Source organism: Streptomyces sp. NPDC013157 (assembly GCF_042899865.1).
GTDB lineage: Bacteria > Actinomycetota > Actinomycetes > Streptomycetales > Streptomycetaceae > Streptomyces.
On record NZ_JBIBAK010000003.1, the window covers coordinates 555,912 to 580,950 of the forward strand.

Genomic DNA, 25,039 nt, shown 5'->3' on the forward strand with positions numbered 1-25,039 from the left:
CTGTGCCTTTCCGGGAGTCGATAACCCCGAGAGGGCTTCGCGAAGGCCGGCGCCCGCGCGGTGCGGACGCCTGGGCCGACGTTCGGCTTCCAAAGCCCCTCATGGCTTAATTTAGGACGTGAGTTAATCCCTCGAACAGTGGCTCGTCAAGGGATCCGGCACGGGTATCGGTGCAGGCGGGCCGGGGAACAGCCGGTTCCGCGGCGACAGCACCCCCGCCCCCGGCGGCGTGACCTGGGCCGAAGCGGGGTGACCTGCGCGGGGCGGGGGCGGCCGGCGTTCCACAACGGTTCTGTTTCGACGGGTGGTTGCGGGCGGTGCGGCGGGGCCGGGTGCCGGGCGCGTCGGCAGGTGCGAGGGTCCCGGCGCGGCGAGGGCGTCGGCGGGCACCGTCGGCGGAGTCGTCGCCGGCGCGCGGAGGCGGATCCGGAAGGCGGGTACGACGGTGCAGGCGGAGGAGGCCGGCGGGTACGGGTACCGGCGGCGGCGCGTGACCGGGCGGCGGTGGAGGGCGCGCGGCCGGGCGTCGGCGGCGGGTGCCGGGGAGGTGGTCCCCGGCACCCGCCGTGGTTCACCGGACGGGCGCCGCGGCCGGGGCCGGGGCGTGGCCGGCCGGGCGCGCGGTGAAGGTGCCGCGGCCCTGGGTGCGGCCGCGCAGCCGGGTCGCGTAGCCGAAGAGTTCGGCCAGCGGCACGGTGGCGGTGAGCACCGCCGCGCCGCCCCGCGCCGCGGTACCGGTGACCCGGCCGCGCCGGGCCGCCAGGTCGCCGAGCACGCCGCCCACCGCGTCCTCGGGCACGGTGACCGTGACCTCGGCGACCGGCTCCAGCAGGGTCATCGCGCAGGCCCGCAGTGCCTCCCGGAGGCCGAGCCGCCCCGCCGTACGGAACGCCGTGTCGGAGGAGTCCTTCACATGCGTCGAACCGTCGGTCAGTGTGACGCGCAGCCCGGTGACCGGATGGCCGCCGAGGGGGCCCTCGGCGAGGGCGTCCCGGCAGCCGGCCTCGACCGCGCGGACGTACTCCTGCGGCACCCGGCCGCCGACGACCGCCGACCGGAACGCGAAGCCGCCCTCGTGGCCGCCTTCACACCCTCCGTCGCGGCCGCCTTCACACCCGCCTTCGGGCCCGCACTCGTGGCGGACGAGATGGACGCCGACACGGTCGACCGTGAACTGTCCATCGCGTGCAAGGCGATCGGCTGGTGGCAGCGCCAGGGCTGGATCGAATGCGATCCGACGATCGGCATCGAGCGGCGTCCGGCCCCGCCGGACCGCACCAAAGCCCTGGCCCAGAGCCAGATCGCCGCCCAGTGGCGGCCGGACGCATCGCTGCGGGAGAAGACCTTCTGGAAGATGCTCTACGAATCAGCGGCCGAGCCGACGAGGTGCTGTGCCTGAACGTGGAGGATCTGTACCCGCAGGACAAGCGAGGCAAGATCACCGCCAAGGGCGGAGCAACAGAGTGGATCCACTGGCAGTCGGGCACCGCCCGGCTCCTGCCCCGCCTGATCACCGGACGCACATGCGGCCCGCTCTTCCTCACCGGCCGCAAGGCTCCGGCCGGGACCGCGACGCTGGACGTGTGCGAGGAGACCAGCCGCGCCCGCCTCTCCTACCGCCGGGCAGAGGAGATCTTCGAGACCTCCGCCCGGCTGCTGGCCAACCCGCTCGCCCGGCCCGAGGACATCGAGGACCTGGAGGGCTGGACACTGCACCGGCTCAGGCACTGTGCGTTGACACACGACGCGGAGAACGGCACGTCCACGCCGATGCTGGTGGCCCGCTCCCGGCACGCCTCCGTGCGGTCCCTGGAGCGCTACGCTTGCCCAGGCGTCGATGCGGTCGCCCGGCACGTCGCTTCACGCGGCCCAGCTGCCCGCCGACGGGGCTGAGCCGGAACACTTCGACGATTACCGGGCGACACCACACCCCGAGCGACATCGTCCCAGGTCAGCGATATCCGCTGTTTTTGCGGCCGTTGATACGGCGACCCCCGGAACGGGGTCGGCTCCGGCGCCGCCGCGTTACGCGGAGCGAGCGTGCGCCTGTCAGGTGATCGCCAGCAGGGCCTTGCCAATCAGCTTGCGTGCTTCGAGATCGCGGTGGGCGTCGGCCGCGTGCTCCAGGCGGTAGACCGCGCTGATCACTGGGCGCAGTCGTCCTTCGGCGCCGAGGGCGAGGGCCCGCGCGGCGTTGGGCAGGTGCTCGTCGGTGAGTGCGCCCGAGGCCACGGGGGTGATGATGTCGATGCCGCGGCGGGTGACGTCGTCGTAGTCGAGGGAGGCGAAGCCGTTCGTCGTGCCGTAGGTGACCAGTCGGCCACCGTCGACGACTGTGGACAGCGTGGCTGTCGCGAGTCCGCCGCCGGCACCGTCGTAGGCCAGGCCGACTCCGCCGCCGGTTACGGTTCGCACCTGGTCGTCCCATCCGGGCTGGGTGTAGTCGATGGTGATCTCGGCGCCCAGCTTCTCGGCGAAGGCTCGTTTGTCACCGGTGGACGCCGCCGCGATCACGCGTGCTCCGGCTCCCGCGGCCAGCTGGACCAGCTGTGACCCGGCTCCTCCCGCGGCGGCGGTGACCAGTACCCACTGACCGCGCCTCGGTTCGCCGAGCCGGTCCAGGGCGGCCGCGGTCGCGCCGTCGTGCAGCAGGGCCGCCGCAGTCTGGTCGTCGACCTCGTCGGGGACGGGCAGGAGCTGTCCCACGTAGACGGCGATCTGTTCGGCGTAGCCGGTCTCGGCGGCGGCCAGGACCCGGCGTCCCAGCCAGGCGCGGTCGACGCCGGTTCCGACCGCGATCACGGTCCCGACGCCGCCGGTTCCGGGCACGAAGGGCGGTGTGCGGGCGAAGTGCCGGGTTGCCCATCCCCCGCTGCGGATCAGGGCGTCGAGGAAGAGGACGTCGGCGAACGCCAGAGCGACGATCACCTGGTCGGGGCCGGGTTGGGGTTCTGGCGCCTCTACCACGGACAGCACCTCGGGGCCGCCGAACTCAGTGACGTGCACGACTCGCATCGAGTCTTTCCTTTCGTTGTTCCGGTCAGAAGGGCGACGGCCTGTCCCAGGGGAGAGGCCGTCTGGCTGGTCGACGGCGTCCGTGATCAGGGCGGTATCGGCGACCGACTGGGTGGGCTGGTTCCTCGGTGCCGCCGGGATGGGTTGGGGCGGCGACGGTGGTCGCGATCAGATCCTCAGATGAGGAGTGGACGGGACGGGGCGCGCCCCGGGTGGTCAGGCGGGTAGGGAGGGATAGTCGGTGTAGCCGTGCTCGTCGCCGCCGTAATACGTGGCGTGGTCGGGTTCGTTGTAGGGGCCGCCGGATGCGAGGCGACGGGGCAGGTCGGGGTTGGCCACGAACAGTGCGCCGAAGGCGAGGATGTCCGCGGTGCCGTCCTCGATCAGGCTCAGGGAGCGGTGGTCGGTGGGCTCAGGGGAGGTGAAGGGGTTGAGGATGAACGTGCCGGGCCAGTCCTTGCGCAGGACCCCCGTCAGGCTCTGGTGGGAACCTTCGAGTATGTGCAGGTAGGCCAGGCCCAGCGGGGCGAGAGCGGCCGTCACGGTCGTGTAGGTCTCCTCCAGGTTGGCCTGGTCCGTCTCGTCGATGTCGTTGAAGGGGGACCCGGGAGAGAAGCGGACGCCGGTCCGGTGCGCGCCAATGGCGCCGGCGACGGCGCGGGTGACGTCGACGGCGAAGCGCGCCCGGCCCGTTGTGTCGCCTCCCCATCGGTCGGTGCGCTGATTGGTGTTGGGGGCGAGGAACTGGTGGATCAGGTAGCCGTTCGCCCCATGGAGCTCCACCCCGTCGAAACCGGCGGCGATGGCGTTGCGCGCCGCGTCGGCGAAGTCGGCGATCGTCTGCACGATCTCCTCGTCATCCAGCTCCCGCGGAGTGACGAAGTCCTGAAGGCCCTCATGGGTGTACAGCTGCCCCTTCGCTGCGACGGCGGAGGGCGCCACCGGCACCAGGCCCGCGGGCAGCAGGCTGGGGTGGCCGATGCGGCCGGTGTGCAGCAGCTGCGCGAAGATCACTCCGCCTTCACGGTGAACCGCATCGGTCACCTGGCGCCACGAGGCGACCTGCTCGGCGGAGTGCAGGCCCGGAGTGTCGGGGTAGCCCTGACCGACCACCGACGGCTGAACGCCTTCGGTGATGATCAGCCCGGCGCTTGCACGCTGGGCGTAGTAGGTCGCCATCAGCCCTGTCGCACTGGCCCTCGGCCCGTAGGCCCGGCTTCGGGTCATCGGCGCCATCGCGATGCGGTTGGCCAGACGCTTGCCGCCCAGCTCGATCGGATCGAACGCAGTCGTCATGGTCTTCCCTTCGGTAAAGGGCCACCCGGCCGGCGGCCCACTTTCGATGCGCGCTATCGGCATCAGCACGCCGAGGCGCTGCGCTGCCTGCGGTCCATCGAGGACGCGCTCGCCCACGCGGCGGCCACACGGCCGGCCGCCGACGTTTGAGCCGATGGCGGGATCGAGCTTGCGGACGAACCAATTCATCGCAATCAGAGGACGCCTTGTGGTGCTTCGCCGAGAGGGTGGGGGGTGAGGAACTGGATGTCGGGGTTGCCGATGACCATGCCGTCGATCTCAGCGAACAGCTCATGCAGCCTGGTGGTGCCCTGGTGGGCCTGGAGGGCTTGCTGGTCGGCCCACTTCTCGATCAGGACGATGCGCTGGTCGTTCGCGGAGAGCGTGAAGCGTTCACATCCGTGCTCGGTGTGAAACACCCTCGCCGCCCGGTCGACAGCGGCGATCAGCTCGTCGCGGTGGGTGGGATCCGGCTTGAAGGAGACAACGATGACAACGCTCATGATTGATCTTTCTTGGGTTGAGGTCTGTGGATCGGAGGCTGGCGTCCGCCTACGGCGCTCTGTATGTGAGGGCAGGGTCGCCGTTGTGCCGCCTCTGGAGGTCTTAGATGCCTGTCAGACGACGACGGGGCCTGCCCGCGCTGGGCGGCCCGGGCGTGCTCGCGGCTGTCGCGGTTTGAGATGAGCAGGAGGGTGAGCAGCGTCGCGATGATCGCGACAATGGCGGCGATGAGGAAGCCGTGGGAGAACCCGTGGGTCAGCGCGACGGCTTGACTGGAGGCCTGCGAGCTTTTGGTGGCGCTGCTGGCGATAGAGGCGAGAACGCCGAGTCCGGGCGCGCCGCCGACTTGCTGAACGGTGTTGATCAGGCCCGAGGCCAGATCGTCTGGGTAGATCCCCACCCGACGCTGGTGGCGTTGACGAACGCGTAGACCAACAGCGCCGGTCCCCCAGTGATCAATCCCGCTCCGACCAGGTCGAAAGACCCGGGATGGTCTGAGCGCGATTCCTTCAGGAAGCGGGGGGCGAAGGCGATCACGACCGCGCCGAGCGGCACGTTGACAAAGAGGATCCAGCGCCAGTCCAGGTATTGGGTCAAGGCGCCGCCCAGCAGCACGCCTGCTGCGCCGCCGACCCCGGCGACCGCGCCCCACACGCCGAGCGCGCGGTTTCGCTCCGCACCTTCGGTGAACATCGTGGTGATGATCGACAGCGCCGCGGGGGAGGCGATCGCGGCGCCGATGCCCTGTCCTGCGCGGGCCGCGATGAGCCACGCATCGTTCTGCGCGAGGCCTCCCAGCAGCGACGTGGCGACGAACACGGCCAGGCCGAGAATGAGCATGCGCCGCCGTCCGACCAGATCGGCGACGCGGCCGCCCAGGAGCAGGAAGCCGGCGAAGGACAGTGTGTAGCCGTTGACCACCCAGGAGAGGTTCTCGGTCGAGATGTGCAGGCCACGGCCGATCGCCGGCAGCGCCACATTGACGATCGAGCCGTCGATCATGATCAGCAACTGAGTCATTGCCAGCAGGAACAACGCGACGTTCTTGCGCTCGGCGCCAGCTTGGGCCTGCGGTCTCAACGTTGTGGAACTCACGGCTTGCCTTTCGGGTGGGAGTCGGCGCTCTTCGTTGGTCAGCGCGTCGCCTCACATGAACGAGACTTATGAGTTCCGATACTACAGGGTTCCGGAACTGGCCCGGGTATGATCTGGCTCATGGACGACTCCTCAGTGGTTGGTCGTGGGTCTCGACGCGTCGGCCGAGGGGGAAGGCAACGGGACGACACACGCGACGCCGACATCCTCGACGCCACGCTGGAGGTGCTCGCCGAGGTCGGCTATGAGCGGATGACGATGAATGCCGTCGCGGCCCGCGCCCACGCGGGGAAAGCGACTGTCTACCGCCGCTGGGAGTCGAAGCCCCAACTGGTCCTCGACGCGTTCAGGCACATGGGCCGCCACACCGCCAAGATCGAGCAGCCGCCTGATACCGGATCATTGCGCGAGGACCTTCGCGCCATGTTCAAGCCCGATTCGATCGAGGAAAAGCAACGCAAGCTCAGCGTGACCAAAGGCCTCCTGTCCATGGCCTCTCAGGATCTTGAGGTCGCCGAGATCACGAACGCCGTCTGTATCGAACCGTGGGCAACCGCCTTCCGCGAGATGATCGACCGCGCCATCGCCCGTGGCGAGATGGCAGACGACGTCGACCTGAACATGCTGAGTCGGTTGATCCCCTCCCTCGCGGCATACCGCGCCCTGATCGAAGGCAAGTCTGTCGACCGGCCATTTCTCCTGGACATGGTCGACAAACTGCTCCTCCCGGCCGCCGGCGTCGCTCCGCCCGCATCCGACTAGCGATCGAGACCCGTGGCGTGGGAACCGCACCCGACCGCCCGAACCGGCAGGCCCCGCCACTGCATCTGCTGGTCACGTGACTTGAGGTGAGCGCCGTCACAGCACGGGGAGAAGCGATGGCGAGGGAGGTTGGCGTTCCTGACCGACGAACAACGCCGCAACTACGGCAGGTTCAGACGGCCACTGGCGGTGATGTTCCAGCGGGCGTTGGCGGTGAACCGAATCGACTGCCGGGCGTCCTTGCGGGACTTGAAGCGAGGCGGGCCCAGCTTTGGTCCCTTGCGGGTGCCCTTGAGGGAGGCGAAGAAGTTGCGGTACGCGGTTTCCACGTCCCGAAGGGACTGCTGGAGCACCACCGCGGACACCTCACCCAGCCAAGACCGCCCAGCCGTCCGCTTCGCCTAGGTGATCAGCTTCCGGGACAGCTGACCGGCCGTCGGAAACGGCTGCCGGGCCCTACGGGCGTCTTCGCGGGCGCGGACCGCGTCGTTGAACACGACACGGGCACACCCGAACGCCCTGGCCAGCGCGGCCTGCTGGGCGGCGTCGGGGTACAACCTGAAGGCGTACCGGAGCTGCATGACGATCGCACTAGGCAAGTCGAACCCACGTCGCCACCGGGAACATGTGAGCGACCCGTCACCGCCACGAAGCAGGTCCCCGCTCCGCCGGAACGCCACCGCGACGGTCCGCGTTGCGACCACAGGATTCGCTTCACCGCCGGCCTCAAGGCCGGAGCACTGCGAATGATCCCCAGTCGGGCATCGCCCTCCTGACGACGGCGCACCGTGCCCAGAGGCTGTGGCCCGCCACGCCCCGACGGCGATTCAAGCCCCGGACAGACGACCGCTCTTCACCAGTCACCTCTTGGCCGCCCGACCGGGAGCGCCGCTGGGTAGCGTCGTCGCGTTTGAGCCATCGGCACGGGAAAGGCGGCCCCATGTCCCATCGAGACGACACCCCGGCGCAGGAGAGCACCGGGCAGAGCCGGCGCGGTTTCCTCCGCAGCACGGCGCTGGCCGGCGCGGGAGCGGCGGCAGCGGGAACCGGTGCGTCCGTGCTGGGCGCGACACCCGCGTCCGCCGCGGAGGCCACCGGCGGCACCGGGAGCGGCGCCTGGAGACCGGATCCGAACGCCCTCCGGTTCACCCTCGCGGTGATGCCGGACACCCAGTTCCTCTACTGGGGCAGCCAGGACAGCGTCAACCGGACGCCCCAGGAGGCGTCGTTCCGCTACGTGATCGACCACAGCGGAAACGCGAACGGCGACAACATCGTGTTCATGGCGCACCTCGGCGACCTGACCCAGGACGCGGACCCGTCCTCGTTCCAGCAGGTCGACAAGGCGTTCGCGCTGCTGGACGCGCACGGTGCCGGGTACAGCGTGCTGGCCGGCAACCACGACGTGAGCGGCGACGACGGCCGCGGCGACACGGCGTACCTGCGGACCATGGGCCCGCAGCGGTTCGCTCACGCGAAGACGTTCGCCGGGGCCGACCCGACCGGCTACAACACCGCGCACGTCTTCCGGGCCGCCGGCCGCTCCTGGCTGCTGCTCGCCCTGGACTGGCGGACCAGCGAGCAGGGGTTCGCGTGGGCCGAGGGCGTCATCAAGGCCCACCCGAAACTGCCGGTGATCCTCACGACGCACGACCTCGTCTACTCCGACTACGATGACAACGTTTTCCCGTACGAGTCCGGCGACCCGGAGGACAACGCCGTGCTCTCCGACCACGGCCGGACGGTCTGGGACCGGCTGATCGACGGCAACGACCAGATCTTCCTCACCCTCAACGGCCACTACTGGCCGCCCGCGCGGACGACCGCGAAGAACGCCGCCGGTAACGATGTGCACCTGCACATCACCAACTACCAGAACCGCTACTTCGGCGGTGGCGGCATGATCCGGCTGTACCACTTCGACCTGGCCCGCAACACGATCGACGTGGAGACGGTCAACCCGTGGATCCTGGCCCAGGAGCCGGAGTCCCGTTCCGAACTGGCGGCCGAGCACGCCCGGATCACCGGCCCGGTCGACGCCTTCTCGGTGCCGATCGACTTCGAGCGGCGCTTCTCCGGCTTCGCCCCGGCTCCGGGCCGGCCGGCCCGCCCGGCCGCCCGGGAGCTGGTGAAGGGCACGCTGGCCTACTGGCGCTTCGACGGACAGGGTGCGCCCGGCACCGCGCTCACCGCGGGCGACACCGTCCGCGACCTGTCCGGCAAGGGCAACGACCTGACGGTGGTGACCCTGCCGGGCACCGCGGCCGACGCGCTCACCTGGTCCGCCGACCACCACCCCGACCAGCCCGCGCACGCCGGCCTGAAGTTCAGCGGCGGCCGCAACCCGCTGCACGGCTCGTACCTGACCACCGGGGCGCAAGCTCCGCTGAACGGCGAGACGTTCAGGTCCGGGTACACCATCGAGACGTTCGTGATGCTGCCGCTGGACTGGGACGCCGGGAACAACGGCTGGGCGTCGGTGCTCAGCCGCCGCGGCTCGGCCGGGGACGCCGGCAAGCACGGCAGGAACACCGACCCGGGCGAGCCGGTGCTCCAGCTCTCCATCTCGAACAACGGCCGCGAGCCGCAGTTCAACCACTACCCGCTGAACGACACCTGGCCGACCACCAACTGGGGGCACGGCCTGGTGGAGCTCAAGTGGTGGCACCTCGCGGTGGTCAACGACGGCCGCCGTACAAGGCTGTACGTCGAGGGCGCCCCAGTCGCCGACAACCCGGACCGCCTGTCGGCCGGCCTCACCTCGCTCGGGCTGCCGTGGCTGGTGGGCGGTCACGAGTACGCGGGCGCCGTCGACATCGTCTTCCACGGCAGCATCGGTGACATCCGCATCGTGAACCGCCCCCTGGCCGCGGACGAGTTCCTGACGGCGCGGTGAGACGGGGTCTCCCGTCTCCGGCCCGCCCGCCCGCCGGAGACGGGAGACATCCCCGAATGGTATGGAGTTGGTCTAGTCCTCTTGACTGACAGGCCTCCACGGCGGTTTGGTATGTACCAAATCTCGGCCCACCCCCACCACCCCGCCCTCGATGGGCATCCCGAAAGGGCCACTGTCATGCACCTGGCAAGATTTGCGGCCTCCGCCTGTGCGCTCGCACTCGCGGCCACCGGCGTCACCGTCGCCCTGGCCCCCGCCGGCAGCGCCGCGGGGAGCAGCGTCTACTCCGTGGCTCCCTACGTCGACATGTCGAACGGTCAGGAAGGACTGCTCGACACCGCCGTCACGGGACACGGACTCAAGGCCTACACGGCGGCCTTCGTACTCGGCGAGGGCTGCACCCAGATCTGGGGCGACACGCTCCCCATAGGCAACGACTCCTACACCGACCCCGAGATCGCCAGGGCGAAGTCCGAGGGCGCCTCCGTCATCATCTCCTCCGGCGGGGCGAGCGGTGAGCCGCTCGCCTGGACGTGCTCGACCCAGAGCAGCATCGACGCCGGGTACCAGGCCATCATCAACGACTACGGCGTCACCCAGCTCGACTTCGACGTCGAGGGCGCCGCCATCGCGGACACCGCGGCCGCGGCCCGTCAGATGCAGGCGATGAAGGACCTCAAGGCGTCCAACCCCAACCTGAAGTTCTCCATGACCCTGCCCGTGCTGACCAGCGGGCTCACCGGCGACGGCGTCAACATCCTCAAGGCCGCGAAGACGGCGGGCATCAGGATCGACGTGGTCAACATCATGGCCATGGACTACTACGCGGGCACCGGCACCGAGATGGGGCAGGGCGCGGTCTCCGCGGCCAAGGCCACGCTGGCGCAGATGCAGTCCGTCGACTCCGGCTACACCTATGCCAACCTCGGCATCACGCCGATGATCGGCAAGAACGACGACGGGTCCACCTTCACCCTCGCGGACGCCCAGACGGTGGAGTCCTTCGCCGCACAGAACGGCGTCGGGCGCCTGTCGTTCTGGTCGGCCAACCGGGACCAGCCGTGCAGCGGAAGCGCCAACTCGCTGTCCACGTGCAGTGAGATCAGCCAGAACACGCTCGCGTTCACCGACGCGTTCGTGCCCTACGAAGGCAGTACGGGCGGCGGAGGCGGCACCGCCACCGACTTCTCCCTGTCCCTGTCGCCGGGTTCCGCCTCGGTCGCCCAGGGCGGTTCGGCGACCGCGACCGTCGGCACGGCCGTCACCTCCGGCAGCGCCGAGTCCGTCAGCCTCTCCGCCTCCGGCGCGCCCTCCGGCGTCAGCGTCTCCTTCTCCCCCACGTCCGTGACGTCCGGCGGCAGTTCCACGCTGACGGCGACGGCCGGCTCGTCCGTGGCCGCGGGCACCTACCCGATCACCGTCACCGGCACGGCCGCGAGCGGCAGCCACAGCGCGACCTACTCGCTCACGGTCACGTCCTCCGGCAGCGGCGGAGGCGGCGGGGGCTCGCTGACCAACGCGGGCTTCGAGACCGGCAGTGCGAGCCCCTGGACCTGCACGGGCGGCAGCGCGGTGGTCTCCAGCCCCGTCCACAGCGGCAGCCACGCCCTCCAGGTCACGCCGAGCTCCAGCAGCACCGGCGAGTGCGACCAGAGCGTCACCCTGTCCGCCAACCACACCTACACCCTCACCGCCTGGGTGCAGGGCCCGTACGCCTACCTCGGGGTCAGCGGCGGCGCCACCGCGAGCACCTGGTCCAACAGCAGCAGCTGGAACCAGCTCACGGTCAGCTTCACCACCGGAAGCAGCGGAGCGGTGACCGTCTACGTGCACGGCTGGTACGGCCAGTCCACCGTCGACGCGGACGACTTCACCCTCGGCTGACGGCCGCGACCACGCGCGCCCCGGCGGCGACCTCGGGCTTCCTCACCCGGGCGAGTCGACGGGGCGCGTCTCGCGCTCCGGTCCGGACGACAAGGCTCCGCACCCGTATTGACTTGCACGCGTCAACCCTGCTTGCCTGGACCCACTCCCGATTGGTCTGCACCACTCGCCCATCCTGGTTTTGAATCGATTCACACACATGCACACACCTCGACAATCCGAAGCTTCACCGCGTGCGTTTCTTCTCTGGCGACGTGTTGAAGAAAGTTGAAACGTTCCAATCAACCGAGGGGACCCTCCCGTGAACCATCCCTTCAAAGGCGCGTTCCGTATCGCGCTCGTCGTCGGCCTCGGCCTGGCCTTCGGCGGCGTGGCACCCTTCGAGTCCCCGCCCCCGGCGGTGGCCGCCACGCCGGCCGCGGCCACCCCCGGCGACCCCTACAACCTCGCTCCGACCTCGCGGACGCTCGCACCGGTCTCGGTGTACCGGACCGCCGGCTCGGTGAGCGATCCCACCCATGTGCTGTCGCACCAGGCCACCCGGCTGAACGGCAGCGGCTCGGCCGTGACCCTGGACTTCGGCAAGGAGGTCGGCGGCATCGTCACCCTCAGCTTTTCCGGGGCGAGCAGTGCCGGGCAGAGCGTGGGGCTGGCCTTCAGCGAGTCGTCGCTGTACGTCGGCAACAGCAGCGACAACTCGGGCGGCGGTACGGACGGCGCGATCTACGCGACGGTCAACGGCGCCGGCAGCTACACCATGCCCGCCGACAAGCTGCGCGGCGGATTCCGTTATCTGACGCTCTTCCTCGACTCCGGTGGCTGGGTGGACGTCAACGGCGTCTCGCTCGCGTTCTCGGCCGCCCCCGGAGCCACGAATCCGGCGGCCTACCCGGACTACTTCTACTCCAACGACACGCTGCTCAACCGCATCTGGTACGCGGGCGCCTACACCGTCCAGATGGACACCATCGACCCGGCCCAGGGGCGGCCGTATCCGCCGGTCTCCTCCGGGTGGGAGAACAACGCGGTGGTGGGGGTGGGCAGCGAGGTCCTGTCCGACGGCGCCAAGCGCGACCGCTCCGTGTGGCCCGGCGACCTGGGCATCTCCCTGCCCACGGCGTACGTGAGCACCGACGACCTGACCGCCGCCCGCAACTCACTGACCACCGTGTACCAGATCCAGAAGTCGTCAGGCGAACTCCCCTGGGGAGGCCCGCAGTTCAACCTCTTCGGTTCCGACACCTACCACATGTGGACCCTGCTCGGCACCTACACCTACTACCTGGACACCGCCGACCGGAGCTGGCTCGACGGCATCTGGTCGCAGTACAAGCGCGGCGTGGACTTCATCACCGGCAAGGTGGACGCCAACGGCCTGCTCAACGTCACCGGCACCCTGGACTGGGCCCGCACCGGCCAGGGCGGGGAGAACATCGCGGCCAACGCCATGCTCTACCGGGTCCTGACCACCGGCGCGTCCCTGGCCCGCACCGAGGGCGACAGCACGCTGGCGACCAGCTACGGCAACCAGGCCGCGGCCCTCCGGACGCAGATCGACTCCCGTCTCTGGGACGCGTCCGCCGGCGCCTACAAGGACAACCCCACCAGCACCGTCCACCCGCAGGACGGGAACTCCCTCGCCGTCTGGTACGGCGTGACCTCCTCCGCCGCACAGGCCGACAGCGTGACCGCCTACCTGCGCACCCGCTGGGGCAGCCGCGGCTCGCAGACCCCGGAGTGGAACAACAACATCTCGCCGTTCACCGGCTCCATGGAGGTCTACGCCCACCTCGCCGCCGGTGACGACACCAACGCCCTGAACCTCATCAGGACCGAGTGGGGCTTCATGCTCGACTCCCCGATCGGCACCAACAGCACGTTCTGGGAGGGGTATTCGAACCAGGGCGACGTCGGCCCCTACGGCGGCTCCTTCACCAGCATGGCGCACGGCTGGTCGACCGGCCCCACCGGCGCGCTCACCTCCGACGTCCTGGGCATCCAGCCGACCGGCGCGGGCGGCACCGCCTACCAGGTGGTCCCGCACCCCGGCGATCTCACCCACGTCGAGGGCACCCTGACCGTGGCCGCCGGAAAGACCGTCCACGTCAGCTACGACCACCCCGCCTCCGGCAGCTTCACCCTGCAGGTCGACACGGGCTCCGACACCGGCTCCACCGGGGTGATCGCCGTACCCAGGTTCGGCCAGAGCCACACGGTCACGATCAACGGCACCACCGCCTGGAACGGCACCGCCTTCACCGGCGCCACCGGCGTCGCGAGCGCGGACCAGGACGCCGACTACATCTACTTCCGCGGCGTGCAACCCGGTTCGTACACCGTCGCCTACCCCACCACGGGCACCGTGTCTCCCACCGAGCACACCTCGCTGCCGGGCACCTGGGCACAGTGCGCGCTGGAGAACGGCACCTGCGCCGTCTCCGGCACGCAGACCCTCGCCTTCGGCGCCCAGGGCCGGTTCGACTACCTCACCGCCACCGGAAACACCGCGTGCACGGACACGGCGTTCGGCGACGACCCGATCAGCGGCATGGCCAAGGCCTGTTACGTCCAGACCCCGCCGCCCACGACGAACGTCTGGGCCCCGTGCGCCACCGAGGGCGGCACCTGCTCGTACGCCGGCGTGATGACCGTCGCCTACGGCGCCAACGGCACGTACACCTATGCCACCGTGCCGAGCACCGCCTGCAACAACACGGCCTTCCCCGACCCCACCCCCGGCACCGCCAAGTCCTGCTACCTGACGGCCCCGCCGCCCACGTTCACGACGTGGACCACCTGCGCGGCCGAGAACGGGAGTTGCTCGTTCACCGGCACCCACGAGGTCGCCTACGGGGCCGACGGCCACTACGCCTACGGCAGCTTCACGGGCGGCACGCCCTGTGACAACGCTGTCTTCGACGATCCGGCCGCCGGGACGGTCAAGAACTGCTACGTCCAGTAGCGGCAGGCATCGAGGAGGGCCGGTTCCCCGGGCACACGCCCGGGGAACCGGCCCTCTCTTTGCCGGAGTTACTGGCCGAAGCCGTAGGCGAACAGGTGGTCGGTGCCCGTCTGGCCGGTCACCGGCAGCGTCACCGACGCCACCTGCTTGGACGGATCCAGCGCGACCTTCGTCGCGAAGACGTAGGTCTTCACGCCGTCCCGGCCCCCGCTCCCGGTGTTCCGGTAGGCGGTGGTGACGGCCGTCGTGTCACTCGGCAGCGGCTTGCTCGGGCCGCCGTTGAGCGTCCAGTCCGAGAAGCCGACCGTCGCCTGGGAGGTGGTGCCGTCGGTGTAGGTGACGGTCAGCGTGCCCGAGACCCCGCTGCCGTCGGTCGGGGCGTTGACCGCGGCGCCCAGCAGGCCCAGCGACGACCCCGAGGTGCCGGCCGGCATCGGAATCGTCTGGCCGGCCATCTCCAGGTTGTCGAGCTGACCGGACGTCACCGCCGGCCAGGTGTAGGAGATGCCGTCGACGGTGAGGGTGGAGCCGCTCGTGACGCCGGCCGCCGACAGCGCGTTCTGCGAGTAGGCCCAGCCGCCGCCGTCGAACCCGCCCGAGTAGGTCGTGCCGTCGGGGTAGATGCCCTCGTTGGTGGCGTACGGCCACAGCGCCCCGGCCTTGGCGACGGCCACGCGCAGGGTCGCCCCGGACAGTGCCGTACCGGTGCCGTGGTCGGTCAGGGCGAAGGTGACCGGGTACGTCCCCTCGCTCGCGCCCGCCGTCACGTGGACCTTGGCCTCGGCGCTGCCCGATGCGGGAACCGTCAGCGAGCCGGACGCCGTGTCCAGCGTGACGCCGGAGGGCGCCGTCGCCGTCCAGTCGACCGTGACGGCCTTGCTGCCGAGGTTGGTCAGGTCGAGGGTGGCGTCGTCGCCCTTGCCCGGCTGGAGGACCAGGCCGTTGCTGGGACCGGTCGCCGCCAGTACCCGGCCGCCGCCCGTGGTGTCCGACGGCGGCACCGCCGACGGGCCGGACGCCCAGGAGGTGTTCGGCTGGGTGCCGAGCGTGTAGTCGAGGGTGCCCGCGCCCTTGAACTGCTGGTAGGTCAGCCAGGAGGCGTTCCAGGCCTTGCCCTTGACGTTCAGGGACTGCACGTACGGCGCGTCTGGCGCGGCCTGCGGGGCGTTGATCCGCACCGTCTTGCCGTTGCCCAGGGTCACCTGGGCGACCGGGAACGCCGGGCTGCCGAGCACCAGGGTGTCCGTGCCCGGGGTCTCCGGGTACATGCCGAGCTCGGACCAGACGTACCAGGAGCTCATGGCGCCGAGGTCGTCGTTGCCGAACGAGCCGACCGGGGCGTTGAAGTAGAGGTCCTGCTGGGCCGCGCGGACGGCCGCCTGGGTCTTCCAGGGCTGGCCCGTGTAGTCGTACTCCCAGGGGATCTCGACGCTGGGCTCGTTGCTCAGGTCGGCGTCGGTGCCGCCGGGGCTGGTGATGTCGTCGAGGAGGCTGTCCAGGTAGGACGAGTACGCCTTGGTGCCGCCGCGGGCCTGGATGAGCTGTTGCAGGTTGAAGGGGACCATGGGGGTGTACTGGGCGGAGGTGCCCTCCACGAAGCCGTTGGAGGTGCCGGGGGTGAAGCCGCCCGCGAACTGGCCGTCCTTGTTCCTGGCCTGCATGTAGCCGGTCTGCGGGTTGAAGACGTTCATCCAGTCCTGGGCGCGGGTGGCGAACTTCTGGTAGACGGCGGTCTTTCCGAGCGACTTCGCGAAGGCCGCGAGGGCGTAGTCGGCGGAGTCGTACTCCAGCTGGGTGGAGACCGGGCCGTAGAAGTTGCAGCAGTTGTAGTCGTTCTCGTCCAGCGGGAGGTAGCCCTTGGAGTCCCGCACGGACTCGCCGGGGCGGTCGTTGTTCGGGACGGTGGCCTCGTGCTGGAGGGCGGCGAGGGCCTTGGCCGTGTCGAAGTCCGTCGCGCCGAAGGCGTACGCGTCGGTGATGATGCCGGCGGCCGGGTCACCGACCATCACGTAGCTCTCGCCGTTGTTCGAGGCCCACTTGGGCAACAGGCCCGTCTGGTCGTAGCCGTTGAGCATCGAGGTGACGACGTCGCTTGCGACCTTGGGCTCGGCCATCGCCATCAGCTGGGTCTGGGAGCGGTAGGTGTCCCAGCCCGAGTAGTTGGCGTACTGGGCCTGCTGCCCCTTGGCCAGCTTGTGGATCTGGTTGTCCATGCCCATGTACTGGCCGTTGTCGTCGGAGAAGACGTTCGGGTGCAGCAGGGCGTGGTAGAGCGCGGTGTAGAACTGCGTCTGCTGGTCGGCGGATCCGCCGCCCACCTCAATCTTCTTCAGTACCGCGTTCCAGGCGTCGTGGTTGGCCTTCTCGACGGCGCCGACGTTCCAGTTCCTGATCTCCGTGGCGAGGTTGCCCGCCGCGTTGGCGTCACTCGTGTACGAGATGCCGACCTTCGCCGTGACCGTGGTGTTCGCGGTGGTGTCGAAGGTCAGGTACATGCCGTTGGCGCCGGTCGTGGGCGGCTGGGCGGCCTCGGCGGCCTTGGACAGCCGGGAGGCGGCACTGGCGCTCGGGGCCGCGGAGGCCTTGGCGGAGGCCTTGGCGGCGCTCCCGTGGACCGTCGGGGCCGGCTTCGCCGGGACGGTGAAGTGCTTCTCCTTCAGCGGCTTCGACGTGGACTTCTGCGGGGTCTGGCTGACCCTGCCCGCCTTCAGCGACTTCGCGTCGGGGGTGATGGTGCTGCCGACCCAGGTGCCGCTCGCCGCGAACGGCCGGTCGAACTTGATGTCGAAGTGCAGCGTGTACCGGTTGCTCGCGCCGCAGAAGTGGCCGCTGTCGATCGCGCCGCTGATCTCCTTGCTGTTCACCACCTGGACGCGGGTCCCGTCCACCTGGGTGGCGCCCCCGCTGAGCTTGAACAGCAGGTTCGCCTGCTGTCCGGCAGGGAAGGTGAAGGTGCCCAGTCCGGCGCGGGTGGTGTCGGTCAGCTCGGTCTTCACACCGTTGGCGTCGGTGAGCTTGTAGGAACCGATGGCGGCCTGCTCGTCGGCGTGGCTGAAGCCGACCGAGGTGCTGCCGAGGTCGCCCGAGAGCGCGCCGGTCACCGGCAGCACCGGCAGGTCGCCGGCGACCGGGCAGCCCGGGCCCGAGACGTGGGTGAGGCTGAAGCCCGAGATCTTCTTGTCGGCGTACTCGTAGCCGCCGCCGTCGGGGCGGTTCGGCGTCGTGTCGGGACCCCACTGCACCATGCCGGCCGGCATGTCGGGGCCGGGGAAGGTGTCCACCGCACCGGAGGTGCCGATGAGGGGGTTGACGAGGGACGCGGGGTCCGTCACGAGGGCCGGCGTCCCGGCGCTCGCGGCCAGGGCGCTTCCCGTCGCCGAGAGCGGCAGGGCCGTCATGCCCAGGACGCAGACGACGGCAAGGCGTCGGCGGAATCTCGCTCGGGTGGAGGGTGGTGCGGCTGAACGTCGGGGTCTCACCATCGGTTGCCTCCGCAGCAGTTCGTGCTTCGCACATCAGGTGTCGGCGCGCCGAAAGTCACCGGAATGCCGGCGACAGGCAACGAATCCGGTCGCTCCCACGGCCTGACAACGTTGCCATGCACGAGAGTTGAGTGAAACGCCTGTGCTTGCGGCGTGTCAACGAGGCCAACAAGACTTTCTGGGCGCGAAGTTCACGGAGGGGCGTATGCCGGGCTCAATGCCGGTGCCGGTTGCGCGAGTGACGACTCCCCGGCAACGCCCCTACTGCCCCCGGGTGACGAGGCCGAGTGCGTCGGCGAGCTGTTCGCGGTGCCGGCGCAGCGCCTCGGAAGTGACGCCCTCCCCCACCACGGCCCGGGCGAGGTCGTCGGTCGCCACCTTCAGCACGGCGCTCATGGTGGCGGCCCGCATCCGGATGCCCAGCAGGTCGGCGGAGCCGCCCGCGCGTTCGGCGAGCACTTCGGCGAACGTGCCCTCCGCGCGCTCCCGGAGCACCAGGTAGACGGCCCGCAGCGCGGGTTCGTCATGGGTCAGCCGGATCACGGTGAGAACCGCCTCGGCGTCCCCGCCGGACGACGGGTCGAGTACGGGCCGGTAGGCGGAGCGCAGGTGCTCGGTGAGGTCGACCCCGGGCGGCCAGGCGCGCAGGACCGCCCGGAAGGCCGCGATCGACTGGGTGAGCAGCGGCTCCACACAGCTCTCCTTGCTGGGGAAGCAGCGCCACAGCGTGCGTTCCGAGACGCCGGCCGCCCGCGCGATCTGCTCGCCGGAGGTGGCGGCCACGCCCTGTTCGGCGAAGAGCCGGACCGCGTGGCGGGAGATGTCCAGGCGCTGCCGCTGCCGTTGCCGGTCGCTGACCGGGGGCCGTCCCCGGCGGGGCGCTATCGGGCCACTGTCCACGGTCACGTCCTCCATCGGGCGATCCAACCATGCCCGGGCCGCGGGGCGACTGGCCGAAAACATTATTGGCAGTGACTGACAATAAAGTGTTACGGTCGAAGTGCCGGAAGATCGCGTTCCGAGGTCCAGGAGGAGGACCATGAACGGTGCCGCCGAGCGTTCCCGACTACCCTTCGCACGGCCGAACGTGCTCGATCTCGCACCTCTCTACGAGGTGCTGCGCCGGGAGGCGCCGATCACGCCGGTCACCACACCGGCCGGGGATCCGGCCTGGCTGGTCACCCGTTTCGAGGAGGTCCGCGACCTTCTCGGCGACAAGCGGCTCGGCCGCTCCCATCCGGAGCCGGAACGGGCGTCCCGGATCACGAGCGCCGCGGTGCAGGAGGGCCCCTCGGGCAACTACGCCACCGAGGAGGCCGATCACACCCGGATGCGCCGGCTGCTGACCCCGGCCTTCTCCGCCCGGCGCATGGTGATGCTCTCCGATCACGTACGGCAGCTGGTGGACGGCTGCATCGACCGGCTGCTCGCCGAGCGTGCCGCGGCCCCCGACGGGGTGGTCGACCTGCATGCCGGGCTGGCCTTCCCGGTGCCCGTCGCGGTGATCTGCCGGCTCCTCGGCGTGCCCGAGTCCGACCGCGAGCACTTCGCCTCGCTGTCGGCGCGCATGGCCGACTACGCCATCGGGGACGAGGCCGAACGGGCCCGGGAGGAGTTCAACGAGTACATGACGACGCTCGCCGAGGCCAAACGGGCCCGGCCGGGCGAGGACGTCATCTCCGACCTCGTACACGCCCAGAGCGCCGACGCGGACTTCGACTACTCCGAAATGATCAGGCTCTGCGTCGGGCTGCTGTTCGCCGGCCACGAGACCACCGTCAACCGCATCGGGCTGGGGACGCTCTTCCTGCTCACCCGCCCCGGCCACTGGCAGGCGCTGACCGCCGACCCGGCCGGCCGGGTCAACGCCACCGTCGAGGAGATCATGCGCCTGGGCGCACCCGGCGACCTCGGTCTGCTGCGCTACGCCCACACCGACGTCGACGTCGCCGGGGTCACCATCCGCAGCGGCGACGCCGTGATCCTCTCCATCAACTCGGCCAACCGCGACGCGTCCGTCTACACCGACGCCGAGACGTTCGACCCCGACCGTCCGGAACGCAACCACCTCGGATTCGGCCACGGCCCGCACTTCTGCATCGGGGCGAGCCTGGCGCGCACGGAGCTGCGCATCGTCTTCGCCGCCCTGGCCGAGCGCCTGCCCGGTCTGCGGCTCGCCAAGGACGTCGACGACCTCGCCGTGCGCACCACCCTCACCGGCGGGGTCAGCGAGCTGCCCGTGACCTGGTGAGGGCACCCCCCGGACAGGGGCGTGGCGCGGACCGGCCGGGGGCCGGGCCACGCCGCGCCCACCGGGTCACCCCTCGTCGCGCAGCCGGGCCGCCAGGGTGGTCAGCTGCTCTGTCTCCTCGGTGTGGCCGAGGGCGGTGAGCCGGGAGACCGCACCGTCCAGGCGGGCGAGGGCGGGATCGGGGCGTTCCAGGTAGAGGCCCTCCACGACGGCCGCGAGCCGGACGCACTCGGCCCACTCGCCGACGTGGTCCCTGTCGTGGGAGGCGGGTTCGGGTTCGCCGAGGAGGGTGAGCGCCTTGTCCAGGGCGGTCAGGGAGGTCTCGTACTCGCTGGCGTAGGCGTTGACCCGCCCGTGTTCGTAGGCGAGGGCGCTGTCCAGGTCGCGGCCGCGGGCCTCGTACCCCGCGGCGCGGGCCTCGTCGGCGACCCGGCCCGCGTCGGCGAGCAGGGCGAGCGCGTCGGCCAGGCCCTCGGCACCCTGCTGCTGGGCCTGGAGACGGGCGAGTTCGCGCAGGCAGCTGCTGAGCTGCTCGTAGCGCGGGTCCCGGGCGTGCGCGGCGAGGGCCTGGCCGGCGGCCTCGCGGGCCCGGCCGAACTCGCCGGACTCGGCGAGGACCACGGCGGTCTCCGCGGCGATCATGGCGTGGCTGCCGGGGTCGTCGTCCCAGCCGGCCGACTCGGCCGCGAGGGCGGCGAACTCCGTGGTGGCGGCCTTGAGGTCCTCCCCCGCGTGCAGCGCGCGGGCGCGGGCCAGGCGCAGCTGGGCGACGAGCCGGTCGTCCAGTTCCCCCGCGGCGACGTCCGGTTCGGCCAGCACGGAGTCGAGCAGCGCGATGCAGTCCTCGACGCGGCCCAGGTCGAGGCTGAGCTGGGCCGCGTTGCTGTAGGTGCAGAACGCGTCGAACCGGCTGCCGTGGCGCAGGTCCAGCTCCGCGGAGCGGGTCAGGTGCCGCAGCGCCTCGTCGGGGCGGCCCAGGCGCATGCAGGTCCGGGCCAGATCGGTGTGCAGGCGGGCGGTGGCCACCGCCTCGGCGGGCCATTCGGCGGCCAGGCGGAGAGCCTCGGCCAGGTCCTCGTGGGCCGCCTGCGCGTCCCTGAGACCCAGCCGGATCCGCCCCCGGAGTCCGAGCGCGTGGGGCAGGTGCCAGGCGGGGCCGTGTGTCCTGAGCCGGTCGAGGAGGGCGTCGCTCGCGGTGACCGCGGCGGGCAGGTCGCCGGAGAGGGCGTGGGTGCCGGCCCGGAGCAGCAGGGCTCCGGAGATCTGCCCGGCGACCTCGTGCCGGACGGCGAACGCGTGCAGCAGGTCCGCCTCGGCGAAGACCGGCGCGGCGTGCTCCTCGTCGTGGGACGTCTGGAACCGCAGGCCGAGCGCGGTCGCCCGCAGTCGCAGCAGCCGGGCCTCCTGGTACGGGGCGAGGCCGGTGGCCCTCTCGTGGAGGCGGACCATGGACGCGTGGGCGTCGGTCAGCGCTGCGGTCCTCGCCCCGGCTTCGTCGGCGCCCTGCGGGGCGACCTGGGCCGCGGCGAGCAGGGCACAGGCGCGGACGAACGCCGCGTGCCCCGGCTGGGCGGCCTCGTCGTACAGGCCCGCCGCCTCCTCGTACAGGGCGGCCGCCTCGTCGAACTTCTCCTTCTCGCCGGCCCGGCCCGCCTCGTCCTCCAGCAGGTCCGCGCGCAGCCGTACGAGCGGGCCCACGGCCGGGTCGTCGGGGTGGGCGTAGCCGGGGGCTGCGACGAGCGCGCGCAGCCGGGCCCAGCAGGCCGCCGCGTCCGGATGTCCCTGCTCGTCCAACTCCCGAGCTCGGACGATGAGTTCGGACAGCGACTCGGGGACGGCGGCGCTCGTGCGGACGGCGGCGGGGGCGGCTGCCGGGGCCACGTCGTCGAGGCCGCGGGTGCGCAGGGTCAGTTCGAGTGCGTCCAGGAGGGGGGCGCGGTCGAGGCGGGCCCGGCGCCGGTCGGTGTGGGCCGTGGTGCCGTTGCGGGCGTCGAAGCGGGCGGCGAGGTCGTCGGCGCGGCCGCGCACCTCGGCGCGCAGGCCGGCCACCGTCCAGGCGCGGCCCGCGTATCCGGCGGCGGGCAGCTCGCCGTGGCCGAGGAGTTCGACGCGCTGCAGGAGGACCTCGACGCCGGTGAGGAAGCCGAGCAGGTCCTGCGGCGAGTCGACCTCGTCGAACAGGTTGCGGTTCTCGGCGAGGAGTTCCAGACCGCGGGCCTCGTTGCCGGTGAGCGCGCAGAACTCCAGGTGGCGGCCGACCTCGCCGGACATCGAGGGGTTGCGGCGGCAGGCGCGGTAGCCGGTCAGGTGCAGCGCGCGGGCCCGGTCGGCGGCGCCGGCGCGCAGCAGGGGAAGCAGCGCGTACGAGACGGAGCGGGCGGGCTCCTCCTGGCAGGACTCCTTCCCGTCCAGGACGGGCTCCCAGGTGCGCAGCGCCCGCTCGTCGTCGTCCGCGGCGAGGTGGTACAGGGCGCGGTCGCAGATTTCGCAGGCCTCGCAGTCGCTGAGCCGGGTGCGGGTGCGCCCCGCCCACAGTTCGTAGGCGAGGTCGGTGTCCTCGCCGACGTGGGCGGCGAGCCGGTAGGCCTGTGCGTAGTAGGGCTGGAGCTCCAGACCGGCCTTCTCGTACCGGTCACGCATCTCGGTCAGCCACTGGCGCAGACTCGCGAGGGGTATCTCGGGCAGGGCGACCAGGGCGTTGGCCACCCACTTGAACCGCCAGAACAGCATGTGCCGCAGCCGCTCGTCGAAGACGTCGGGCTGTTCGTCGAAGAGGGTGAGCAGGCGGGCGAAGACGACGGGCGACTTACGGGGTTCGGAGCCGTAGGTGTAGGCCTCCTGGAGTTCGAGGAGCGCGTGGACGAGCGCGCGGGGTTCCTCGAACTGCTCGGCGGCCTCGGCCAGTTCCTCGGCCGCGACGGTGCGGGTACGGCCGTACGGACGCCGGTCGTTCTCCTGGAGCGCCTGGTACAGCTCATCGGTGGTCTGGGGTGCGGTCGGCATCGTCAGCTGTCCTTGCGGAGGGCGTGGGCGAGGAGGTCGAGGAAGGAGCGGTTGATGAGGCTCGACTCGGCGGGCCTGAGCGGGCGCCGGGACAGCATCGCGGCCTGCCCGTAGAGGGCTTCGGCGCTGGTGCGGGCCAGTTCGGGCTCGTCGATGGTGATCGCGGTGCGGACCAGCGGGTTGAGCTGGTTGAGGATCAGCTGGGCGCGCGGGGCCTCCTGGCGCAGGTGGCCGAGGATGTCGCCCCACACGCCGCCCTGCTGCTCGCGGGCGAGCTGGGAGCGGGTGCGCTCGTGCCGGGCCTCGCGGCTGTCGAGGAGGAGGGCGGGGGCGGAGGCGGGCTGGAAGGTGCGCAGGGCGACGTCGCAGTCGAAGACGGCGAGGGCGTCGCGGGCCTGCGCGAGGTAGGCCGCGGCGGCGAGTTCCGTCTCCCGGTCGACGGGGTCGAGGTGGGCGGTGAGGGTGCCGGGGTCGAGGTCGGCGACGGCCACCTCGGGCCTGATCTCCGGCAGCCGGTGGACCAGTTCGCGGTCGTAGGTGTAGCCGCCGTTGACGACGCCGAGCCCGGCGGCCGCGGCGATCGCCGCCACCTGCCGGAACTCCTCGACGCTGGAGGTCACGAGGACGGTGCGGTGGCTGCGCGCGAACTCGTCCAGGGTGGCGTGTCCGTCGGTGGTCTCGAACGGCAGCCACGGCAGCAGCATCCGCAGGATCTCGTCGTCGTGCACGGCCAGCGACTTCACGGCCAGGTGGTGGGTCTGCAGGAAGCGGCCGAGGAGGTCGGGGTCGCTGGCGGCGGTCCGGGCGATCCAGGCGCGCAGCCGTTCGGCGAGGGCGTCACGCACCGCCGCGAGGGTGTCGTCCTCGTACAGGGACTCCCGGGAGGCGGTCGGGCGCAGGCTCTCGGCGTCGAGGACGCAGCGGACGAAGAACGCCCACTCGGGGAGGATCTCCTCGGCCTGCTCGGACAGCAGCATGCCCTTGACGTGCACGCGGTGGCCGTGGCGGCGCCCGGCCGGCACCGCCTCCGGGAGCACGCAGGCGATGCCTTTCAGGCCCACGGCCGGCAGGTCCAGGTCGATGGTGTCCAGCGGCGTGAAGCCGAAGATCTCCTCGCCGTACGCGGCGAGCGCGCGGGAGCGTGCCCCCGGTGTGGGGTAGCTGCGCGCCCAGGGTGCGGGCTCGGGGTTGACGGGTGCGGCCACGCCGCCGGTGCCGTCGTCGAAGGTCACCGGGTGGCGCAGCAGGGAGCCGAAGTGCCGGGCGAGCGCCTGCACTTGGACCGGCCGGGTCCACTCCCCCGCGTCGGCGCGGGGCGTGAGCGTGACGGTGGTGCCGGGCCGGGGGCGGGCGGAGGCGGGCAGCGCGCGGACGGTGTAGCTGCCGTCGCCGCGGCCCCGCCACTCCACGGCGGGCGCGTGGGGGGTGCGGGCGGACCGGCTGACGACGTGGATCTCGTCGGCGACCAGGAAGCAGGAGAGCAGGCCGATGCCGAACTGGCCGATGAAGTCGGCACGTTGCTCGGCGACCTGCTCCGCCCGCTTGCTGCTGCGGCCGATGGTGGCGAGGAAGGTGTGCACGTCGGCCTCGGTGAGACCGACCCCGTCGTCCTCCACCCGGACCACCGCACCGTCGGCGTACAGGCGGATGCCGAACGCGTCGGCGGCGGCGCCCGGTTCGAGGCCGTGCCGGGCGGTCAGCGCGTCCACCGCGTTCTGCAGGAGTTCGCGCAGGTAGACGCGGGGGCTGGAGTAGAGGTGGTGGGAGAGGAGGTCGACGAGGCCGCGCAGGTCCACCTGGAAGGTGCGGTCGGCGCCGGCCGGGCTCGCGGGGGTGTGGGGCAGAGTCATCACAGAGTCCGGGGTGGGGTTGTCGAGGGGTGGCGGGCG

General features: G+C 71.1%; 15 protein-coding genes and 2 pseudogenes. 6 read left to right on the top strand and 11 right to left on the bottom strand.

Annotation, left to right across the window (positions count from 1 at the left end; genetic code table 11):
* Positions 1 to 571 precede the first annotated feature (571 nt).
* Positions 572 to 1,075 (bottom strand): annotated as a pseudogene (gene fusA, locus ACFY6U_RS12705) (elongation factor G); the annotation flags it as partial.
* A 326-nt stretch (positions 1,076 to 1,401) separates the two neighbouring features.
* Between fusA and ACFY6U_RS12710 the strand changes: the two are divergent.
* Positions 1,402 to 1,893 carry a site-specific integrase gene (locus ACFY6U_RS12710; protein ID WP_390037383.1) on the top strand — a complete coding sequence of 164 codons (492 nt, stop codon included), beginning with the start codon at positions 1,402 to 1,404 and terminating at the stop codon, positions 1,891 to 1,893.
* Between the two features lie 156 nt (positions 1,894 to 2,049).
* Here ACFY6U_RS12710 and ACFY6U_RS12715 read toward each other — a convergent pair whose 3' ends face one another.
* The 5 genes from ACFY6U_RS12715 to ACFY6U_RS12735 all read right to left on the bottom strand — a co-directional run bounded on the left by ACFY6U_RS12715 (position 2,050) and on the right by ACFY6U_RS12735 (position 5,910).
* Positions 2,050 to 3,015 carry a zinc-binding dehydrogenase gene (locus ACFY6U_RS12715; RefSeq protein WP_390037385.1) on the bottom strand — a complete coding sequence of 322 codons (966 nt, stop codon included), beginning with the start codon at positions 3,013 to 3,015 and terminating at the stop codon, positions 2,050 to 2,052.
* A 216-nt stretch (positions 3,016 to 3,231) separates the two neighbouring features.
* Positions 3,232 to 4,311 carry an alkene reductase gene (locus tag ACFY6U_RS12720; RefSeq protein ID WP_390037665.1) on the bottom strand — a complete coding sequence of 360 codons (1,080 nt, stop codon included), beginning with the start codon at positions 4,309 to 4,311 and terminating at the stop codon, positions 3,232 to 3,234.
* 194 nt (positions 4,312 to 4,505) lie between these two features.
* Positions 4,506 to 4,814 carry a putative quinol monooxygenase gene (locus tag ACFY6U_RS12725; protein WP_390037387.1) on the bottom strand — a complete coding sequence of 103 codons (309 nt, stop codon included), beginning with the start codon at positions 4,812 to 4,814 and terminating at the stop codon, positions 4,506 to 4,508.
* Positions 4,811 to 5,215 carry a hypothetical protein gene (locus tag ACFY6U_RS12730; protein ID WP_390037677.1) on the bottom strand — a complete coding sequence of 135 codons (405 nt, stop codon included), beginning with the start codon at positions 5,213 to 5,215 and terminating at the stop codon, positions 4,811 to 4,813. The genes ACFY6U_RS12725 and ACFY6U_RS12730 overlap by 4 nt, the downstream gene beginning before the upstream one ends.
* Positions 5,179 to 5,910, bottom strand: coding sequence for an MFS transporter (locus ACFY6U_RS12735; protein ID WP_390037389.1), 732 nt, complete (start codon positions 5,908 to 5,910; stop codon positions 5,179 to 5,181). The genes ACFY6U_RS12730 and ACFY6U_RS12735 overlap by 37 nt, the downstream gene beginning before the upstream one ends.
* Positions 5,911 to 6,030: 120 nt before the next feature.
* On the opposite strand from ACFY6U_RS12735, the gene ACFY6U_RS12740 reads away from it, so the two are divergent.
* Positions 6,031 to 6,672, top strand: a complete 642-nt coding sequence (locus tag ACFY6U_RS12740) for a TetR/AcrR family transcriptional regulator (protein WP_390037391.1) — start codon at positions 6,031 to 6,033, stop codon at positions 6,670 to 6,672.
* 164 nt (positions 6,673 to 6,836) lie between these two features.
* On the opposite strand, the pseudogene ACFY6U_RS12745 reads toward ACFY6U_RS12740, so the two are convergent.
* Positions 6,837 to 7,253, bottom strand: a pseudogene (locus ACFY6U_RS12745) (helix-turn-helix domain-containing protein); the annotation flags it as partial.
* A 359-nt stretch (positions 7,254 to 7,612) separates the two neighbouring features.
* On the opposite strand from ACFY6U_RS12745, the gene ACFY6U_RS12750 reads away from it, so the two are divergent.
* The 3 genes from ACFY6U_RS12750 to ACFY6U_RS12760 all read left to right on the top strand — a co-directional run bounded on the left by ACFY6U_RS12750 (position 7,613) and on the right by ACFY6U_RS12760 (position 14,414).
* Positions 7,613 to 9,568 carry a LamG-like jellyroll fold domain-containing protein gene (locus ACFY6U_RS12750; protein WP_390037393.1) on the top strand — a complete coding sequence of 652 codons (1,956 nt, stop codon included), beginning with the start codon at positions 7,613 to 7,615 and terminating at the stop codon, positions 9,566 to 9,568.
* A 177-nt stretch (positions 9,569 to 9,745) separates the two neighbouring features.
* Positions 9,746 to 11,452: a carbohydrate binding domain-containing protein gene (locus tag ACFY6U_RS12755; protein WP_390037395.1), complete on the top strand. Its 1,707-nt coding sequence runs from the start codon at positions 9,746 to 9,748 to the stop codon at positions 11,450 to 11,452.
* Between the two features lie 301 nt (positions 11,453 to 11,753).
* Complete coding sequence (locus ACFY6U_RS12760; RefSeq protein ID WP_390037397.1) at positions 11,754 to 14,414, top strand: trehalase family glycosidase; 2,661 nt, start codon at positions 11,754 to 11,756, stop codon at positions 14,412 to 14,414.
* A 68-nt stretch (positions 14,415 to 14,482) separates the two neighbouring features.
* Here the strand turns inward: ACFY6U_RS12760 and ACFY6U_RS12765 are convergent, their stop codons facing one another.
* Positions 14,483 to 17,812, bottom strand: a complete 3,330-nt coding sequence (locus ACFY6U_RS12765; protein ID WP_390037399.1) for a lectin — start codon at positions 17,810 to 17,812, stop codon at positions 14,483 to 14,485.
* A gap of 345 nt (positions 17,813 to 18,157) precedes the next feature.
* Complete coding sequence (locus tag ACFY6U_RS12770; RefSeq protein ID WP_390037401.1) at positions 18,158 to 18,802, bottom strand: TetR/AcrR family transcriptional regulator; 645 nt, start codon at positions 18,800 to 18,802, stop codon at positions 18,158 to 18,160.
* Between the two features lie 133 nt (positions 18,803 to 18,935).
* Here ACFY6U_RS12770 and ACFY6U_RS12775 point away from each other — a divergent pair, with 133 nt between their 5' ends.
* The gene (locus ACFY6U_RS12775; RefSeq protein ID WP_390037403.1) at positions 18,936 to 20,147 is read left to right on the top strand and encodes a cytochrome P450; all 1,212 of its coding nucleotides are present in this window, start codon (positions 18,936 to 18,938) and stop codon (positions 20,145 to 20,147) included.
* 66 nt (positions 20,148 to 20,213) lie between these two features.
* Here ACFY6U_RS12775 and ACFY6U_RS12780 read toward each other — a convergent pair whose 3' ends face one another.
* On the bottom strand, positions 20,214 to 23,150 hold the full coding sequence (locus ACFY6U_RS12780) for a hypothetical protein (RefSeq protein WP_390037405.1): 2,937 nt from the start codon (positions 23,148 to 23,150) through the stop codon (positions 20,214 to 20,216).
* 2 nt (positions 23,151 to 23,152) lie between these two features.
* On the bottom strand, positions 23,153 to 25,000 hold the full coding sequence (locus ACFY6U_RS12785; protein ID WP_390037407.1) for an HSP90 family protein: 1,848 nt from the start codon (positions 24,998 to 25,000) through the stop codon (positions 23,153 to 23,155).
* Between the last annotated feature and the right edge of the window lie 39 nt (positions 25,001 to 25,039).

What these genes read in the sequence shown, in the direction of transcription:
- ACFY6U_RS12780 (WP_390037405.1), bottom strand. Translation starts at nt 23,150, where the DNA reads ATGCCGACCGCACCCCAGACCACCGATGAGCTGTACCAGGCGCTCCAG.
- ACFY6U_RS12720 (WP_390037665.1), bottom strand. Translation starts at nt 4,311, where the DNA reads ATGACGACTGCGTTCGATCCGATCGAGCTGGGCGGCAAGCGTCTGGCC.
- ACFY6U_RS12725 (WP_390037387.1), bottom strand. Translation starts at nt 4,814, where the DNA reads ATGAGCGTTGTCATCGTTGTCTCCTTCAAGCCGGATCCCACCCACCGC.
- ACFY6U_RS12740 (WP_390037391.1), top strand. Translation starts at nt 6,031, where the DNA reads ATGGACGACTCCTCAGTGGTTGGTCGTGGGTCTCGACGCGTCGGCCGA.
- ACFY6U_RS12750 (WP_390037393.1), top strand. Translation starts at nt 7,613, where the DNA reads ATGTCCCATCGAGACGACACCCCGGCGCAGGAGAGCACCGGGCAGAGC.
- ACFY6U_RS12775 (WP_390037403.1), top strand. Translation starts at nt 18,936, where the DNA reads ATGAACGGTGCCGCCGAGCGTTCCCGACTACCCTTCGCACGGCCGAAC.
- ACFY6U_RS12765 (WP_390037399.1), bottom strand. Translation starts at nt 17,812, where the DNA reads ATGACGGCCCTGCCGCTCTCGGCGACGGGAAGCGCCCTGGCCGCGAGC.
- ACFY6U_RS12785 (WP_390037407.1), bottom strand. Translation starts at nt 25,000, where the DNA reads ATGACTCTGCCCCACACCCCCGCGAGCCCGGCCGGCGCCGACCGCACC.
- ACFY6U_RS12715 (WP_390037385.1), bottom strand. Translation starts at nt 3,015, where the DNA reads ATGCGAGTCGTGCACGTCACTGAGTTCGGCGGCCCCGAGGTGCTGTCC.
- ACFY6U_RS12755 (WP_390037395.1), top strand. Translation starts at nt 9,746, where the DNA reads ATGCACCTGGCAAGATTTGCGGCCTCCGCCTGTGCGCTCGCACTCGCG.